Here is a 16,866-nt window from a genome sequence, read left to right on the forward strand (position 1 = left end):
TGCGGGGTTGGGCACGGGAGGCGTCCGCGAGGGAAAGCGGCGGTACGTTCACAGGACTGGAGGCGTGGCCCTCCGTCCTCCCCCGTGCCCCCGCCCGCCCCCGTCCGCGGCGGGCCCGTGGGAGTCATTTCCCGTGATGGATGCAGAGGTCGAGCCCATGGTGAAGCAGGTGAGAGCGGAACGTACCCGTCAGGCGCTGATCGCGGCGGCGGCCGTCGAGTTCGACCGGCAGGGGTACGCCGGGACCTCGCTGTCCGCCGTGCACCGGGCCTGCGGGGCGACGATGGGAGCACTCACCTTCCACTTCCCCGCCAAGGCCGACCTGGCCACCGCCGTCTGCCGTGAGGCCGAGGCCCTCACCGGCGAGGCGCTCGCCAAGCTCGTACCGGCCGGACCGCTCCCGCCGGTCGCCGAGTTCACCCTCGAAGTGGCCCGGCTGCTGGAGCGGGAGGTCACCGTCCGCGCGGCGGCCCGGCTCGCCCGGGAACGGGCCGTCCCGTCCTGCTGGTACACCCTCTGGCGGGCAGCCCTGCGGGACCTGGTGGCAGCGACCAGGGAACCGGCCGATGCCCCGCCCGCGCCCGACGAGCTGGAGCTGCTGGCGGTCTATCTGACCGCCGGCGCCGAGGCGGCCCTGCGGGCGGGGAGCACCGGCCCGGAGGTGCAGACCCAACTGGAGTGTCTGTGGGCCCTGGTGCACTCCCCCAAGGAGTGTCCGGTCGGGCCTCGCTGACCCCCTTGTTTGTTTCCAGACCGATCCGACGAAAAGGCTCATCCCATGACTCGACGCTGCGCGCTCGTCACCGGTGGTTCCCGGGGCATCGGGGCCGCCATCGCGACCGAACTCGCCGCCGACGGACACCGCGTGGCCGTGCACTGCCGTGCCGACTCCGCCGCCGCGAAGGCCGTCCTGGACGCCCTGCCCGGCACCGGCCACGCCCTGGTCACCGGCGATGTCGGCACCCCGGGCGCGGCCCGGGAGATCATCGAGTCCGCCGCCCGGCAACTGGGCACCGTGGACGTCCTCGTCAACAACGCCGGCGTCTACGCCGAGCAGCCCGTCGCCACCACCTCGTACGAGGACTGGCAGGCCGACTGGCGGCGTCTCGTCGACGTCAACCTGCTCGGGCCCGCCGACCTGATCTGGCACCTCGTCGACCACCTGCGGCAGCGGCCGCAGGGCCCGCGGGGCGCCCGGATCGTCAACGTCGGCTCGCGCGGCGCCCACCGGGGCGAACCCGACGCCCCCGCCTACGGCGCCACCAAGGCCGCCCTGCACGCGCTGACCGGGTCGCTCGCCCAGTCCCTGGGCCCGCTCGGCATCGCGGTGACCGCGGTGGCGCCGGGCTTCGTCCGTACGGACCTGGCGGAAAGCATGCTCGTCGGGGACGCCGAGGAGCAGGTGCGCCGCCAGAGCCCGCTCGGCAGGATCGCCGCGCCCTCGGACGTCGCCGCCGCCGTGGCCTGGCTCAGCAGTGAGCGGGCCGAGTGGTGCAGCGGCGCCGTGATCGACGTCAACGGCGCCTCGCACCTGCGCTGACACCCCCACCCGGCCCTCCCGGGCCGCTCCACACCTCTAGGGAGATCCCGTGCGCGCCGCGCTGTCGCAGATCGCCGTACGACCGGACGAGACCGTCGCCGAGCGGCGTGCCCGCGTGGCCGGTCTCGTCCGTGAACAGCACACCGCCGACCTGGTGGTGCTGCCGGAACTCTGGACGGTCGGCGCGTTCGCCTTCGACGCGTTCCGCGCCCACGCCGAGCCACTGGACGGGCCCACGGCACAGGCGATGGGCGCGGCCGCTGCCGACGCCCGGGTCTGGCTGCACGCGGGCTCGATCATCGAAGACGGCCCGGACGGCACGTTGTTCAACACCTCCCTCGTCTTCGCGCCCGACGGCCGGCTGCGCCGGACGTACCGGAAGATCCACCGCTTCGGCTTCGACCGCGGCGAGGCCACCCTGCTGGGCCGGGGCGAGGAGACCGTCACTCTCACGCTGGGCGAGGGCGGCCCGGCGGAGCTGACGGCAGGGCTCGCCACCTGCTACGACCTGCGCTTCCCCGAGCAGTTCCGGCTCCTGGTGGACGCCGGAGCGGGCATGTTCGTCGTCCCGGCCGGCTGGCCCGCCGCCCGCCGCGCCCACTGGTCGCTGCTGGCCCGCGCACGGGCCGTCGAGTCCCAGGCGTACGTCCTCGCCTGCGGTACGGCCGGTGCGCACGCCGGGGTGGAACAGGCGGGCCACAGCGTGGTGGTCGATCCATGGGGCGAGGTCCTCGCCGAGGCCGGGGCGGGCGAGGAGACACTCGTCGTCGACCTCGACCCGGCGCTCGTCGCCAAGACCCGTGCCGAGTTCCCCGCCCTTCGCGACCGTGTTCTCGGTGTGCCGACGCCCCGCTGACCGACCGTCGGCGACAGGTGCCGTCCGCCCCGCGAGTGCCGGGGCGGACGGCACCTGTCGTCTGTGCGCGGCCAACTGCCAGGCGATACAGACGTGTTGGATATTTTCCGGTGACCTCTTGCGGCCCACAAGGCAGACGTGTAACACTCTTTCGCGAGGCAGTCTGCCCACTTCCAGGAGCCTTCGCACTGCCATCGCGTCGCCGTCGAGCGGCGCTTTTTTGTTTTCCGGGTTCCGCTTCCGCACCACCCCGCTTCCCGGTTCTCCCGTTTCCCCGCATCTCCTTGTCTCCCGAAGGTGAGGCGACCAGTGACCATGGCCGACCCGACCCCCTCGCAGCCCCTCCCGGAGCGGTGCGCGTCGAACCGCTGCCGCCGTGCGGCCCGCTCCGAAGGGCTGCGGCGCAGGACCGCCGCGCCCGGCGCCCGGCTCTGCGGCCCCTGCGCACGCGCCCTCGCGGCCGATCTGACCGCCCTGCCCGCGCTCCACCACGAGAGCGAGCAGCGGCTCGTACTCCCCGCGCGGCAGGGGGGCCTCGCCCGGGTCACCGGCCACCGGCCGGACGCGCCGCCCGTGAGCGACGCGGCGCTGGACGCCCGGCACGACGCCGTCGTACGGCTGGCCTCCTGGGCCCGGCTCGTCCTAGACGAGGACCCGGCCGCCGGGGCACCGCCGGAGCGGACCGTGCCGGACCTGGCCGCCTTCCTCGGCCGGCACATCGGCTTCCTGACCGCCCACCCCGCCGCGGGCGCGGCGGCCGACGAGATCGCCCGCACCGCCACCGCCCTGCGGCGCCTCGTCGCGCCGCCCAAGCCCGACCTCGTACCGCTCGGCCGGTGCGTGGAGCCGGACTGCGACGCGGAGGTGTCGCTCCCCGGGCGCGGCGGCGACGAGCTGGTGCTGCGCGGGCCGATGTGCGGCGCGGGGCATGTGCTCACGCCACGCCAGTGGCTGCTGATGAACCATCGTCAATCGACGCTCGAGACCAAGGAGTCGGCATGAACGACGACCTGCGCGCCCCGCGCGGCAAACGCGTCCCCACCTCGCTCGCCGCCCTCGCCCTCGGCGTCCGCGAGGGCACGATCCGCCAGTGGGCCCGGCGCGGCAAGATCACCCGGTACGGGACCAAACGCCAGGCCCTGTACGACCTGAACGAGCTCGCCGCGCTCGCGGCGGCCGGGGAGAGCGGAGCGTAACTCCCCCCGAAGCCCCGCCCCCGACCCCAGCCCCACCCCTAGAGACCTCCCCCACAGCACCCCCACCACCGTTCGGCCATCGCCGCGCGGCCCTTCGGCATGCCCGAAAACGGGCCGCCGCACAGCTCTTGAGGAGAGACAGCCATGGAGACGCACGGCACATCGCAGTGGCAGCAGCACTGGCAGGACCGGCGCGACCCCTTCGTCGAGGAGTGCTTCCGGGCCCGCGAGAACCTGCTCGCCGATCTGAAGGACCCCGCCACCGCCCAGGCCCGTGTCCTCGACGACCTCATCGACATCGGCACCGCCTCGCTGCACTGGAAGGAGCAGGGGTACGACGCCGTCGCCGCCGACCCGGGCACCTTCCGGGCGGTGCTGCCGATCATGCGCTACAACGACTTCGTCGAGCAGATCGACCGGGAGACCCGCACCAAGGGCGGCATCCTGTCGTGCAGCCCCGTACTGCGCTGGCTCAAGACCAGCGGGACGACCGGCACCCCCAAGCGCGTCCCGTACACCCTGCACTGGCTGCTCAAGTACCGCATCCCCGCGATGAAGGCGATGTGGGGCACCTATCTGGAGCACCACCCCGAGATCCTCGCCCACCCCTGGGCCACCCTCGACACCCAGACCGTCCGCGAGGACGTGTACGACTTCGTGCACGGCGTCGAGCACCAGGCGATCAGCAACCGGCATCCGCAGATCAACAGCCGGGACTGGAACCCGCCGTGGTACGAGTCGCCGTGGTTCGGCCCCGACACGCCCACCAGCCACGCCGGGCGGATGTACCACCGGGTACGGCACCTCGTCGGCAAGGACCTGCACTACATCTCGGCGATCAACCCCAGCACGCTCGTCTCGCTGCGCGATCTGATCGCCGAGCACGGCGCCGAGCTGGTGCGCGACCTCAGAGAGGGCACCCTGCAGGGCAAGCCGTGCACCGAGCCCGACGAGAAGGCCGCGCAGCACCTGGAACGGGTGCTGGCCAAGGGCGAGTTCAGCCTCGTCGACCTATGGCCGTCGCTGACGCTGTACAGCTGCTGGCTGTCGGCCTCCGCCGAGCTGTACCGGCCGCGCCTGGACGCCGTACTGCCCGGTGTCGCCAAGCTGCCGTTCATGAGCTGCGGGACCGAGGGCGTCACCACCATCCCCGTGGACGACACCCTGGAGAGCCAGCCGCTCGCCGTCAGCCAGGCCTACTTCGAGTTCGTCCCCGCCGACGTACCGCTCGGCGCGCTCCTCGACGCCGGCGAGAAGGTTCCGACGCTGCTGTACGACGAGGTCGAGGCGGGCCGCGACTACCACCTGATCATGTCCCAGGGGAACGGCCTCTACCGGCTGTGGACCGGTGACATCTACCGCGTGGACCGGATCGTGGACGGCACCCCCTGGGTCCACTTCACCCACCGCGACGGCGTCTTCCACTCCTTCACCGGCGAGAAGATCACCGAGGGCCAGGTCACCCAGGCCATCCGGCAGGGCCTCGAAGGCAGCGGGCTCGACACCGGGCTGTACATGTGCGGGCCGCGCTGGGACGAGCCGCCGTCCTACACCGTCGTCGTCGAGGTACCGGAACCCGGGGCGGACCTCGACGAGGTGCTGTCCGCCGCGATCGACCGCGAACTGTCGATCATCAACATCGAGTACGCCTCGAAGCGGGACAGCGGACGGCTCTCCGCGCTCCGGGTGCGGACCGTGGCGCAGGGCGCGATCGCCGCGTACGTCGAGTCGCGGCGGCAGCGGGGCAACGCCACTCAGTACAAGTACAAGCCGTTCCAGAAGGACATCGACTTCGTCGACGCGATCCTCGCCGACTGAACACGTCCGCCCCTCATCCACCGAGTACCGATCAAGGAGAGTTGACCATGCTGGAGACCCTCAGGCCCCCGCAGAACACCCGCCGCGAGATCATCGACCTGCCCTGCGGCGACACCCGGCTCGCCCTGCACCTGTGGCGGCCGGAGCAGATCAAGGGAGCGGTCTTCTACTTCCACGGGCTGCAGAGCCACGCCGGGTGGCTGTGGGAAGTGGGACCGCAGTTCGCCGACAACGACATCGCGTTCTTCGTCCTCGACCGGCGCGGCAGCGGTATCAGCCCCGGGCCGCGGCACGAGATACCGGACGCCGACACCGTCCTCGACGACTACGCGAAGGCCGTCGCGTTCGTCCGGGACATGATCGGCGAGACCGTGCCGCTGTCCCTGTTCGGGCACTGCCTCGGCGGCTCCTTCCTGGCGGCCCTGATGTCCTACGAGGGGTTCACCACCTCGTACGACGCGGCCGTGTTCTGCTCGTCCTGGCTCGGCCGGATGCACGCGACCCTCGACCCGGAGGCACGCGAGGCCGTCGCGGCGAGCCGGAGCGAGGAGCTGTGGGACGCGGGGCTCAAGGCCGGCGACTTCACCGACGAGGTCAAGTACCAGCACTTCATCGACCACGACGACCTGGCGGTACGGCAGTTGACGCGGCGGTCGCGGGCCGTGTTGCTGGAACTGGAGCAGCGGTATCTGACGCGCGGGCGTCTGAGCCCGACGGTCCCCGCCGCGACCTTCGTCTCCGGGATGACCGACCCGATCGTGGACCTCGACGCCGCGCACTCCGTCTTCCAGGACCTGGTCTCCGGGCGCGGCTCGATCATGAAGTTCCCCACCGACAAGCACTACCTCTTCTACACCGACGTCAGCGCCGACCTGGTCGACTGGACGTCGACGTACACCCTGCTCCAGGGGGTGAACCGTGGCGCCTGACGCCGGGAGGTCCGGGCGGGCGCGGCTGTACCACGTCGAGTTGCCCATGCGGACACCGTTCGACCATCCGGCCGCCCGGCGGCGGACGTCCGACAGCCTGGTCCTGAGGCTCTCGGCCGACGGCGTGGACGGCATCGGCGAGTGCGCGCCCCGGTCGTACGTCACCGGGGAGACCACCGCGAGTGTGCGCACCGCGCTCGAACAGGTCGACTTCGAGGCCCTGTTCGCGCTGCTGACCGGCCGGGATCCGCACGAGCTGCTGGAGCTGCTGCACCGGGACGGCTTCGCGCGGACCTTCGGGATCGACGGCGGCAACAACCTGCTCTGCCTGCTGGAGACGGCGGTCCTCGACTGGCTGGGGCGCCGGACGGGGCTGGGCGCGCGGGAGCTGCTGCCGGGCGAGGCCGACGAGGAGCGGCGGTCGCTGCCCGTCTCGCAGGTGCTCGATCTCAGCCTGGACGCCGAGGAGTTCCTCGCCACCCGAGGGCCCTTCCACTTCGTGAAGATCAAGGCGTCGGACGACATCGAGCACGACGCCCGTACCGTCCGGACGATCCGCGACAAGATCGGCGACGACGTACCGGTCATGGTCGACGCCAACATGTGCTGGACGCCCGAGAACTCGGTCGGCCACGCCCACCGGCTGCGCGAGGCCGGCGTCGACTATGTGGAGGAACCGCTGCCCAAGGGCTCCTGGGAGGCGCTGCGCGCGCTGCGCCAGGACGGCGGGCTGCGGATCATGCTGGACGAGTCGGTGTGCACGGCCCAGGACGCCCGTACGGCGGTCGAGTCCGGGGCCTGCGACGCGTTCAACATCCGGGTGTCGAAGAACGGGGGGCCGCTGCCGGCCGCCGGGCTCGTCGCCTACGCCCGGGAGAACGGCGTCCGCTTCCAGTTCGGGGTCCAGGTCGCCGAGGTGGGCCCGCTCATCAACTCCGGCCGGGCCCTGGCCTTCGGCCACCCGGACGCGCTCACCGTCGAGGCCGGGCAGTCCGACCGCTTCTTCCCCGAGATGATCGTCGCCCCGCCCCCGGCCGTCGACCGCCACACCAACACGCTGGCACCGGCGGACGGCCCCGGCTGGGGCATGGACCTCGCCGCGAACGCGGAGCGCTGGGCCGTACGGGATTTCTGACCCGGCCCTGCCCACGCGCACCCCACCGACGCACAGCACCGACGCACTTCACCGAAGCACATCACCCACCACACCCATGCCCGAAAGGCGGGACCGTCATGACCGTACTGTTCGAATGCACCTACCGGGGTGGCCGTTACTTCGGCCTCGGACTGCCCAAGTCCGACGAGCCGTTGAGCCTCACTCCGCTCACCGACCGGAACCTGGGGAAGCTGCTCACCGAGGGCGGTGACGTCGCCGTGCTCCTCGCCGCCTCCGAGACCGTGACCGTTCCCGTGAGCGAACTCGACACCGTGTCCTTCCGCCCGCCGCTGCTGCCCGACCACCTCGGTGACGCGGTCGTCGGCGGCTTCATGCAGACCCACAACGTCAAGGTGGACGCGGACACCCCGTCCCAGCCGAACTGGTTCCTCAAGGGCCTCGGCGATGTGCTGCGGACCTCCGGTCAGGACCTGCGCGCGCCGGCCGGGTCCGTCGCGCTGACCGAGGAGGCGGAGGTCGTCCTCGTCTACGTCACCGACGCGGACGGCATGCCCCGCTACGTCGGCTACACCTTCGGCAACGACCTCACCGACATCGGCCGCTTCCGCCGCCACCGCGGGCACCTCTCGTACGCCAAGCTGTGCGACGCGGGCGTGGCGCCCTGGCTCTTCCTCGACGAACCGCCGCGCCAGGTCACCGGGCACGTCACGATCGAGCGGGACGGCGAGCCGGCCTGGCGGGGCGAGTTCACCACCGGCACCAAGGCCCTGCACTACGGGCTCGACGACATCATGTCGGAGCTGTTCTCCTACGATGCCCTGCTCGCCCCCGGCCGGGTGCACTACGTCTACATCGGCGCCGACCGCAGCAGCTTCCACGACGGCTTCCGGATGACCGACCGCGACCGCGTCACCCTGGACTTCGCGAGCCACGGGGTCACCCTGTCGAACACCGTTCGATGTGCGTCGCCGATGCTCGCGGCCGCCGCGCGCGAGGGATCGTGAGCGGCGGTGAGCGGGGGCGCGCGCAGGCCGGCAGGCCGGGTACGCCGGTCGGCGGGGTGCGCAGGCTCGGTGACACGGAGGCGACGTTCGCGTACACCCATGCGCTGATGCGCGGCAGGGGCGGCCTCACCACCTCCTTCACCGTGAACGGCGTGTTCTCGCCGGAGCGGGTGGAGGCGGCCGTGGAGCTGTGGCTGCGGCGGCTGCCGCTGCTTTCGCTGCGGATCGAGGACACCGGGTCCGGGGGGCTGTGGTTCCGGCGGGGGGAGCCCGGGCCGCCGTCGGGTGAGCGGCTGTGGGGGCTGCGGGTCGGGCGGGCTTCGGAGGGCGCGACGCGTTTCTCCCTGAGCCTGCACCCCGCGATCTGCGACGGCCACTCCGTCGGGCGTCTCGTACGGCCGCTGCTGGACGCCCTGTTCGGCGTGCCGGGTGCCGGAGCCGAGGAGGAGCTGCCGCCGGACACCGACGAGCTGACGTACGAGAGCGGCGGGGTGTGCGGGGTGTGCGCGCCGGGGCCGGCGCGGCGGGCGATGTCGTCGTACGGAGGAGGAGCGGGCGCGGGGCCGGGGCGTGGGCGGTGGACCGGGGTGGTGCGTGAGGGCGGTGAGGGTGTGACCCTCGCCCTCGGTGCGTACGAGACCCGGCGGCTGCGGGACTGGTGCGGGGCGCGGCGGTTGACGGTCAGCGGGTTCCTCGCGACCGTGCTGGCCGACGCGTTCGCCCGGGAGAGCGGCCGCCGGGAGGTCACGGTCGCCAGGGCGGTGTCGCTGCGCCGGCGTTATGCCGAGCGGGCGCTGATCAGCGAGCCCGGGTGTGTGCTGGGCGTGGTGCGGGCGCGGCTGCGGGCGGGCGGCGCCGGTCGTGAAGCGGTGGGTGCGGGGGGCGACCTCGTGGGCCGGGCGCGGGGCCATGCGGAGGTGCTGTGCTCGGCCGGGCGGGAGTGGCGTCCGGAGCGGCGGGCGCACACCGCGATCCGCCGGGCCGTGGAACGGGAGGCGGCGGGGGGCGCGGGGCCGGAGCTGCGGGTGACCGACGCCGGTTCGGTGGACACCGTGCTCGGGCCGCACGCGGGGCGGGTCACGGGGCTGCGGACCGTGGTGGCCCGGGGCGACGGGGCGCTCGACGGGGCGCTGCATCTGTCGACCTTCAAGGGGGCGTTGACGGTGGGGCTGGCCGTCGGCGGGCCCTGGGCGGCGGTGGCCGAGCGGGAGTTGAGCGACGCCATGCTTTTGCTCCACCGCAGGTGAGAGCCCTGCGGGAGTGCGGACTCCTCAAAGTCGTAGCTGGAGATGGTCCCCTCGATTGAAAACAAAGAGTTCGTTCTCTATTTTTTGAGGGCGGGCTTCGTTCGAACCGGCGGGGGCCCGCCCAGTGCGACCGGTCCAGAGGAAGGGGACGCGTCATGGTGACGGCGATTTCCAGCGTGGCTCCCGGGCGGAGCGGATCCTCCGCACGCCGCGCCTCCTCCGGCGCCTTCGACACCTTCATCGCGGAGATCTTCGAACGGCTGCCCCGCGCCGATCAGCGCGGATGGGCCCATGTCTACACACGCGGCCTGCTGGTGACGCCGGGGCGCAAGACCGTTCGCCGGCTCGCCGAGTCCGTCTCGGACTCCGCCACGGCGGCCCAGGCCCTGCACCAGTTCGTCAACGCCAGCCCTTGGGACTGGGAGCCGGTCCGCGCCCGGCTGGCCGACTGGGTCGTACGGAGGTCCCGGCCGCGTGCCCTGGTCATCGCCACGGCGGTGCTGCCCAAGCGGGGTGACCGCTCCTGCGGAGTGCACCGCCGCTTCGTCCCCCGGGACGGCCGTACGGTCAACTGCCAGGTCGGCGTCGGGGCGTTCCTCGCGGTGGAGCAGGGGACGGTGCCGGTCGACTGGCGGTTACTGCTGCCCGGGCGGTGGGCCGAGGAGGCCGAGGCCCATGGGCGGACCGGTTCGGTTCCGGCCGCGGGGGCGGCCGACGCCCTGGCGTCGGACCTGGTGGACGGGGCCGGCCCGGGCGGGGTGCCGGTCGTCGCCGACCTGCTCGGGTTCGCGGACACCACCGCACTGGTGGGCGGACTCGCCGGCCGGGGGCGGCGGTTCGTCGTGGCCGTACCCGATGACTTCGTGGTGCACCCGGACCGCCCGGCTCTCCTCGGGCCCGGCTCGCGTGCCGGTGCGGACACCGGTGGGGTGAGCGCGCGCAGCCTCCTCACCGACCACCCGGCGCGCGTGGCGACGGGGGTGGTCCGCCTCCCCGGCATCCCCGTCGCCCTCCGGTTGATCGGCGAGCCCGGAGGTGGCCGGATCTGGCTCACGGACCTCGTCGACAGGTCGCCGCGCGAGGTGCTGGCGCTGGCCCGGCTGCACACGGGTGCCCTCGACACGGTGGAGCGACTGGCCGACGACTTCGGCCTGCGCGCCTTCGAGGGCCGCTCGTTCGCCGGCTGGCACCACCACAAGACCCTGGTCTCCGCCGCCTACGCCTACAGCGTGCTCGGCTCCACCGCCCCGGCCCACACACCGCACCGCCCACGCACCACCCGCCCACCGCACCGGACCCGGACGTCGACGACCGGCGGACGCGCCGGCACGGCACCGGGGCGCGCCCCCGGGGCTCCGGCCCGGCCGCTCACGGCACCCGGGCGCTCCCTGGCGGCTCCGACGCGCACGGCCGAGCCGTCGACGCGGGCCACCGGGGCTCGGGGACGGGCAGGCGTGGCTCCGCCATGGGGCACGGCGGGTTCGGCACAGACCTCTGCGGGGGTGACGCGCACGGAAGCTGTCGCGGGCGGCGCCGTCGGGGCTCGTGAGCGGGGCTCGGAGGTTCCGACGCCTTCGGCGCCCCCTGCCGGGGCTCGGGCGCGGACTCCGGGGCCTCTCACGCGGGATGCGGGCACCGAGGCCCGAACTGCCGTGCTCCTCAGGCGAATTACCGAGGAACCCGTCCGGACTGCCGGGGACCCCATCCGGACTGCCGAGGGCCCCGTCCGGACTGCCGAGGACCTCATTCGGACTCCGGAGCCTCCCTCTCAGGCCGATGCGGCTACGGCGCGAACTCCCATGGCCCTGGCGCGGGCTGCCGGGACACCGGAGCCGACCCCGGTCGCTCCGCCGCGGCCGACCGCTGCTCCCCCACGGACCCCTGCGGCACCGGCACGGATCTCCACGGCCCCACCCGCCCCTGTCACGGCATCGGCGCAGCCGCCCTCGCCCCCGGCCCAGCCCTCCGCACCCCCGGGGTCGACACCGGCATCCGCGAGACGCACGCGGTCCGCCGCAGCCGCCTCGCACCCCCTCCCCACCCCGATACGAACGGAATCCTGATGGCCCTTCCCAAAGCGTTCTGGTTGTTGTGGTTCGGGCAGACCGTCAGTCGGCTCGGGACGCTCGCCCCTGCTTTCCTCGTGCTCTACATGGAGCAGGACGGGCTCGTCGCCCCGGGTACGACCCCGCTCGTCGTCGGGCTCTTCGGTGCCGGTGTCGTGTTGTCCGGGCTGGTGGGAGGGGCGGTCGCCGATCTGATCGGGCCGCGTCGCACCATCGTCGCCGCCCAGCCGGTCTCCGCCGCGATGGCGCTGCTCTTCGCCGTCGCCGAGAACGTCGTCGCCCTGTGCGCGCTGTCGCTGATCACCGGGTTCCTCTCGGCCGTCGACCGGCCGGCCGGGGCCGGGCTGATCTCCGCGATCGTTCCGCAGGAGCAGTTCGCGAAGGCGTACAGCCTCTTCCTCGTCGGCTTCAACATCGGCATGTCGCTGAGCCCCGTGCTCTCCGGCTTCCTGCTCGAAGTCAGCCCCGGCGCCCTGTTCGTCGTCTGGGCGGCCTCCAGCCTCGCCTACGCGGCCCTCGTCCTCGCGGTGCCGGCCGATCCGCCGCCCGTGCGGGACGCCGACCGGCCCGCCGGGGCCGCGGCGGCCCTCAAGTCGGCCGCACGCGGGATCGCCGAACCCTTCCGGACCCCCGTCCTGGTCGCCTTCCTCCTGCTGACCTTCCTGCTGGCCTGCATCTACCTCCAGGTCAACTCCGCGTTGCCGCTCGACATGCGGGCCAGCGGGCTGTCCACCGGGGACATCGGCTTCGTCCTCGCCGTCAACGCCGTCCTGTCCGTACTGCTGCTCCCGCTCGTGCCCCGCCTGGTCGGCGGACTGCGCGCCCATGTCCCGCTGATCCTGGCGGCCGTGTTCATGGCGCTCGGCTTCGGCGGCAACGCCCTCGCCGGCGGCATGGTCTCCTTCACGATCGCCACCGTCGTCTGGACGCTCGGCGAGGTGCTGTGGGCCCCGATGTCCGCCACGTTCATCGCCGACCGGGCCCCGGCCGGACGCAGCGGCACCTACCAGGGCTCCTACTTCTTCGCCTGGAACGCGGCGTTCATGGTCGGCAGTCCCGCCGGACTCGCCCTCGCCCACTCCCACGGCTACGAGGCGCTGTGGATGTCCGTCCTGGGCCTCGGGCTCGCGGTGACGGCCGGCTTCGCCCTGCTGCCCCGGCTGGCCGGGTTCGTGACCAAGTCCGGCCCCGACCCCGACTCCGCCTCCGATCCGGACACCGACTCCGTCACCAGCGCCCGAGCGACCACCCCGTAAGCCCCCACCCGAGAGACAAGGTGACCCACCATGCCCGCACCCACCCCCCGCACCGCACTCCTCGTCGGCGCCGCCGGCGGCATCCTCAAGGAGGTCTCCCGCGAGCTCGCCGAGGAGGGCCACACGCTGGTCCTGTTCGACCGGGACGCCGAGGCCGTCGGCCGGCTCGCCGAGGAGCTGGGACGGATCACCAAGGTCGAGACGGTCGTCGGTGACATCACCGACATCGCGGCGGCGGAACGCCAGTTGACCGACATCGTCGACCGGTTCGCCCCGTCCATCCTCGTCAACGGCGTCGGCGGCGACACCCGGGTGATCGGCTACGCCGACCTCACCACCGACCACTTCGACGAGTCCTTCCTGGAGAACGTGGTCAGCAGCTGGATCGCGGTCAAGGTGTGCGCCCCGCGCATGGCCGCCGACGGCTACGGCCGCATCGTCAACTTCGCCTCGGCGGGCGGCCGTACCTACAGCCGCTTCAACAACGCCGCGTACGTCGCCGCCAAGGCCGCCGTCATCGGCATGACCAAGCAGCTGGCGTTCGAGCTGGCCCCGACCGGGGTCGTCGTCAACGTCGTCGCCCACGGGCCCATCGCCACCGAGCGGGTCGCCGGGGCGTTCGAGCGGCGTGACCCGGAGCAGCAGCGGGCCGTCCTGGCCAAGCTGCCGATGGGCCGCTACGGCACCGTCGCCGAGGCCGTCGGCAGTGTGCTGCACCTCTGCTCCGAGAGCGCCGGCTACTCGACCGGGTCCGTCATCGACATCAACGGCGGCATCTACATGTGAGTCCCGCCCGCACACCGTCCCCACGCCCAGTGACACCGGAGGCATCCATGGCGAAGTTCGTCGTCGAGTTCGAGTACAACGTCGACCGTGCGGGCCGGGAGCATCTGCACCCCGCCCACACCGAGTATCTGCGGTCCCTCACCGACAGCGGCGTCCTGCTACTGGCCGGACCGCTCAAGGACACCAACGGCGGCCTGCTGGTCTACGAGGCCGAGGACCGCGACCGCCTCCAGGAGGTCCTGGACGCCGAGCCCTACGTCAAGGGCGGCATCGTCCGCCGGGTCCGTATCCGGCAGTGGGCGCCGGGCAAGGGCACCTGGGCCGCCGCGGCGTCGGAGCAGGCCGCGGCCTGAGCCCGGGGCTTCGCCACCCTCCCCGTAATGAAGAAAGCCTCCCCCGAAAGGACCGACTGACGTGCTCGTGACGCCAGTTCAGCAAACCCCCGCCCCGCTGCGCCGGGAAGCCCTGCACGCCGGGATCGTCGACCCGGGCATGGACTCGATGCGGCTGCTCAGCGAGACGGCGATGAAGTTCCCCGAGGCGCTGTCGTTCTCGTCGGGTGCGCCCCACGACGGTACGCACGACCTCACCAAGCTCTCGTACTACGTCGACCGTTACATCGCGCACCTGCGGGAGCAGGGGGTGCCCGAGCAGCGCGTCACCCGGCTGCACTTCCAGTACGGACCCGTCAACGGGTTCATCCAGGAAGAGGTCGCCCGGATGCTCGCCAAGGACGAGGACATCGATGTCGCGCCCGAGGCCATCATGATCACGCACGGCTTCCAGGAGGCGGCACTCGTCGCCCTGCGGGGGCTGTTCCGCTCGCCCGACGACGTCCTGCTGTCCGTGTCGCCGGCCTACGTCGGGATCCGCGGCGCCGCCCGCATGCTGGACATTCCGGTCAAGGGCATCACCGAGGGGCCCAACGGACTGGAGCCGGAGGCCGTGGCCGCCGCCGTACGCGCCGTGCGCGCCGAGGGCAAGCGGCCCACCGCGCTCTACCTGGTCCCCGACTTCTCCAACCCGTCCGGCACGGTCGTCCCCCTGGAGGCCCGGCGGCGGCTGCTCGAACTGGCCGCCGAGGAAGGGTTCACCATCCTGGAGGACAACCCCTACGGGCTCTTCGCGGACGACGAGGAGCGGCTGCCGACGCTCAAGGCGCTGGACACCCGCGGTGACGTCGTCTACCTCGGCTCCTTCGCCAAGTCCGCGTTCCCGGGCGCCCGCCTCGGCTATCTGGTCGGTGACCGGGAGGTCGTCGGCGAGGACGGCACCCGGCGCACCCTCGCCCAGGAACTCTCCAAGGCCAAGGCGATGTTCACGGTCGGCTCGTCCTCGCTCTCCCAGGCCGCGATCGGCGGCATCCTCGTCGACGCCGGCTACGACCTGCGCTCCGCCACCCGCGATCTGGCCGCCGTCTACCAGGAGCGGCTCGCCGCCACCCTCGACGCCCTCGCCGAGCACTTCCCGCCCGAGCGGTACGCCGAGCACGGCGTGCGCTGGAACCGGCCGCGCGGCGGTTTCTTCCTGGTCGTCGAGGTGCCCTTCGAGGCCGACCTCGTCGCCATGGAGCGGTCGGCCCGCGACTACGCCGTCAGCTGGGCGCCGATGAGGATGTTCCACCTCGACGGCAGCGGCGAACGCGCCCTGCGCCTCGGCTTCAGCAACCTCACGCCCGCCGCGATCCGCGAGGGCATCGCCCGCCTGGCCCGCTTCATCGAGGCCGAGTCCACGCCCGAACCGGAGGCCACCTCATGAGCAGCACGCCCACGCGCCCCGTGGCGGTGATCGTCGACGGCTACTCCGCCGGCAACTTCTACCCCGCCGCCTTCGCCGCGTACGGCACGGACGTCGTCCACGTCCAGTCCACCCCGGAGCTGATCCCGGCGATGGCACCGCCGGACCTCACCGCCTACCGGGAGAACATCCCCGGACACGGCGACGAGAGCGCCCTCGTCGAGCGGCTGCGGGCCCTCGACCCGGTGTGCGTGATCGCCGGCCAGGAGTCGTCCGTACCGCTCGCCGACCGGCTGAGCGAGGCGGTCGGCGTCCCCTCCAACGGCTCGGCGCTGTCACCGGCCCGCCGCGACAAGTACGAGATGATCGAGACGCTGCGCCGCGCCGGGGTGCGCTGCGCACGCCAGCTCAAGACCGACGACCCGGACGCGGCGGTCGACTGGGCCGAGGAGCACGGCAGTTACCCGGTGGTCGTCAAACCGCTGAGCTCGGCGGCCTCCGACGGCGTCTTCGTCTGCGACGGCCCCGACGCGGTGCGCGCGGCCGCCCGGACCGTCCTCGACGCCCCGAACATGTTCGGCCTCGCCAACACCGAGATCCTCGTGCAGTCCTACCTCAAGGGCACCGAGTACATCGTCGACACCGTCAGCCGCGGCGGCGAGCGGTACGTCTGCGGGGTCTGGGAGTACGAGAAGACGCTGCTGCCGTCCGGCAAGAACATCTACAACCGCGACCTCCTCGCCGACCCGTACGACAACCCGGTGGTCGCCGAACTCACCGCGTACGTCGACGAGGTCCTCGCCGCCCTCGGCGTCGCCTGGGGGCCGGCCCACGCCGAGGTCATCGTCACCGACGAGGGTCCCGTCCTGGTCGAGATCGGCACCCGCCTCAACGGCAACATCAACGCCCCCTTCCACGACGTGTGCCTCGGCCACAACCAGGCGGCGCTCACCGCGCAGGCGTACACCCGGCCCGACGCGTTCCGCGCCGAGTACGCCGGCCGGACGTACACGAGGCTTCAGCCCGCCGTCGTCTACAACGCCCCGACCGAGCTCGACGGGGTCGTGTCCTCCGTCGATGAGACGGCCGTGGCCGAGATCCGCGGCCTGGAGAGCGTCTTCCTCGCGACGGTCAAGTACACGCCCGGCGCCCGGATCAAGCCCACGGTCGACCTGCTGACCAGCTCGATGCGGGTGTTCCTCACGGCACCGGACGAGACGGCCCTGACGGCCGGCTACGAGAAGGTCCGCGCGCTGAAGGACGCGGTGTACCGGGTCGCCTGACCCTCACCCACTCCCTGCCCTGCCCTGCCTT

Annotated in this window: 15 protein-coding genes and 1 pseudogene; all 16 read left to right on the forward strand. The window is 72.6% G+C overall.

Going from position 1 to position 16,866, the window contains the following annotated elements; all coding sequences use genetic code 11:
- The first annotated feature begins 169 nt into the window (after positions 1-169).
- Complete coding sequence (locus tag KJK29_RS13070) at positions 170-733, forward strand: TetR family transcriptional regulator (RefSeq protein ID WP_251057774.1); 564 nt, start codon at positions 170-172, stop codon at positions 731-733.
- 45 nt (positions 734-778) lie between these two features.
- The gene (locus KJK29_RS13075) at positions 779-1,540 is read left to right on the forward strand and encodes an SDR family NAD(P)-dependent oxidoreductase (protein ID WP_215119133.1); all 762 of its coding nucleotides are present in this window, start codon (positions 779-781) and stop codon (positions 1,538-1,540) included.
- A 49-nt stretch (positions 1,541-1,589) separates the two neighbouring features.
- On the forward strand, positions 1,590-2,396 hold the full coding sequence (locus tag KJK29_RS13080; RefSeq protein ID WP_215119135.1) for a carbon-nitrogen family hydrolase: 807 nt from the start codon (positions 1,590-1,592) through the stop codon (positions 2,394-2,396).
- A 315-nt stretch (positions 2,397-2,711) separates the two neighbouring features.
- Positions 2,712-3,398, forward strand: a complete 687-nt coding sequence (locus KJK29_RS13085; protein WP_215119137.1) for a hypothetical protein — start codon at positions 2,712-2,714, stop codon at positions 3,396-3,398.
- Positions 3,395-3,592 (forward strand): hypothetical protein, encoded by a 198-nt coding sequence (locus tag KJK29_RS13090; protein ID WP_215119139.1) that lies wholly within the window; start codon positions 3,395-3,397, stop codon positions 3,590-3,592. The genes KJK29_RS13085 and KJK29_RS13090 overlap by 4 nt, the downstream gene beginning before the upstream one ends.
- Positions 3,593-3,736: 144 nt before the next feature.
- On the forward strand, positions 3,737-5,410 hold the full coding sequence (locus tag KJK29_RS13095) for a GH3 family domain-containing protein (RefSeq protein ID WP_215119141.1): 1,674 nt from the start codon (positions 3,737-3,739) through the stop codon (positions 5,408-5,410).
- Positions 5,411-5,457: 47 nt separating this feature from the next.
- Positions 5,458-6,339 (forward strand): alpha/beta hydrolase, encoded by an 882-nt coding sequence (locus KJK29_RS13100; RefSeq protein WP_215119143.1) that lies wholly within the window; start codon positions 5,458-5,460, stop codon positions 6,337-6,339.
- Positions 6,329-7,474, forward strand: a complete 1,146-nt coding sequence (locus tag KJK29_RS13105) for a mandelate racemase/muconate lactonizing enzyme family protein (protein WP_251057775.1) — start codon at positions 6,329-6,331, stop codon at positions 7,472-7,474. Before KJK29_RS13100 ends, KJK29_RS13105 begins: the two co-directional genes overlap by 11 nt.
- Before the next feature lie 98 nt (positions 7,475-7,572).
- The gene (locus KJK29_RS13110) at positions 7,573-8,460 is read left to right on the forward strand and encodes an FAH family protein (RefSeq protein WP_215119145.1); all 888 of its coding nucleotides are present in this window, start codon (positions 7,573-7,575) and stop codon (positions 8,458-8,460) included.
- On the forward strand, positions 8,457-9,707 hold the full coding sequence (locus KJK29_RS13115) for a hypothetical protein (protein ID WP_215119147.1): 1,251 nt from the start codon (positions 8,457-8,459) through the stop codon (positions 9,705-9,707). The genes KJK29_RS13110 and KJK29_RS13115 overlap by 4 nt, the downstream gene beginning before the upstream one ends.
- A gap of 155 nt (positions 9,708-9,862) precedes the next feature.
- Positions 9,863-10,969, forward strand: a pseudogene (locus KJK29_RS39505) (IS701 family transposase); the annotation flags it as partial.
- A gap of 800 nt (positions 10,970-11,769) precedes the next feature.
- Complete coding sequence (locus KJK29_RS13125) at positions 11,770-13,029, forward strand: MFS transporter (RefSeq protein WP_215119150.1); 1,260 nt, start codon at positions 11,770-11,772, stop codon at positions 13,027-13,029.
- Positions 13,030-13,059: 30 nt separating this feature from the next.
- Complete coding sequence (locus KJK29_RS13130; protein ID WP_215119152.1) at positions 13,060-13,815, forward strand: SDR family NAD(P)-dependent oxidoreductase; 756 nt, start codon at positions 13,060-13,062, stop codon at positions 13,813-13,815.
- Between the two features lie 47 nt (positions 13,816-13,862).
- On the forward strand, positions 13,863-14,168 hold the full coding sequence (locus KJK29_RS13135; RefSeq protein WP_215119154.1) for a YciI family protein: 306 nt from the start codon (positions 13,863-13,865) through the stop codon (positions 14,166-14,168).
- Positions 14,169-14,235: 67 nt separating this feature from the next.
- Positions 14,236-15,573 carry an aminotransferase-like domain-containing protein gene (locus KJK29_RS13140; RefSeq protein WP_251057776.1) on the forward strand — a complete coding sequence of 446 codons (1,338 nt, stop codon included), beginning with the start codon at positions 14,236-14,238 and terminating at the stop codon, positions 15,571-15,573.
- Positions 15,570-16,835 (forward strand): ATP-grasp domain-containing protein, encoded by a 1,266-nt coding sequence (locus KJK29_RS13145; RefSeq protein WP_215119156.1) that lies wholly within the window; start codon positions 15,570-15,572, stop codon positions 16,833-16,835. Before KJK29_RS13140 ends, KJK29_RS13145 begins: the two co-directional genes overlap by 4 nt.
- The last annotated feature ends 31 nt before the right edge of the window (positions 16,836-16,866 follow it).

The organism is Streptomyces koelreuteriae (assembly GCF_018604545.1).
GTDB classification, from domain to species: domain Bacteria; phylum Actinomycetota; class Actinomycetes; order Streptomycetales; family Streptomycetaceae; genus Streptomyces; species Streptomyces koelreuteriae.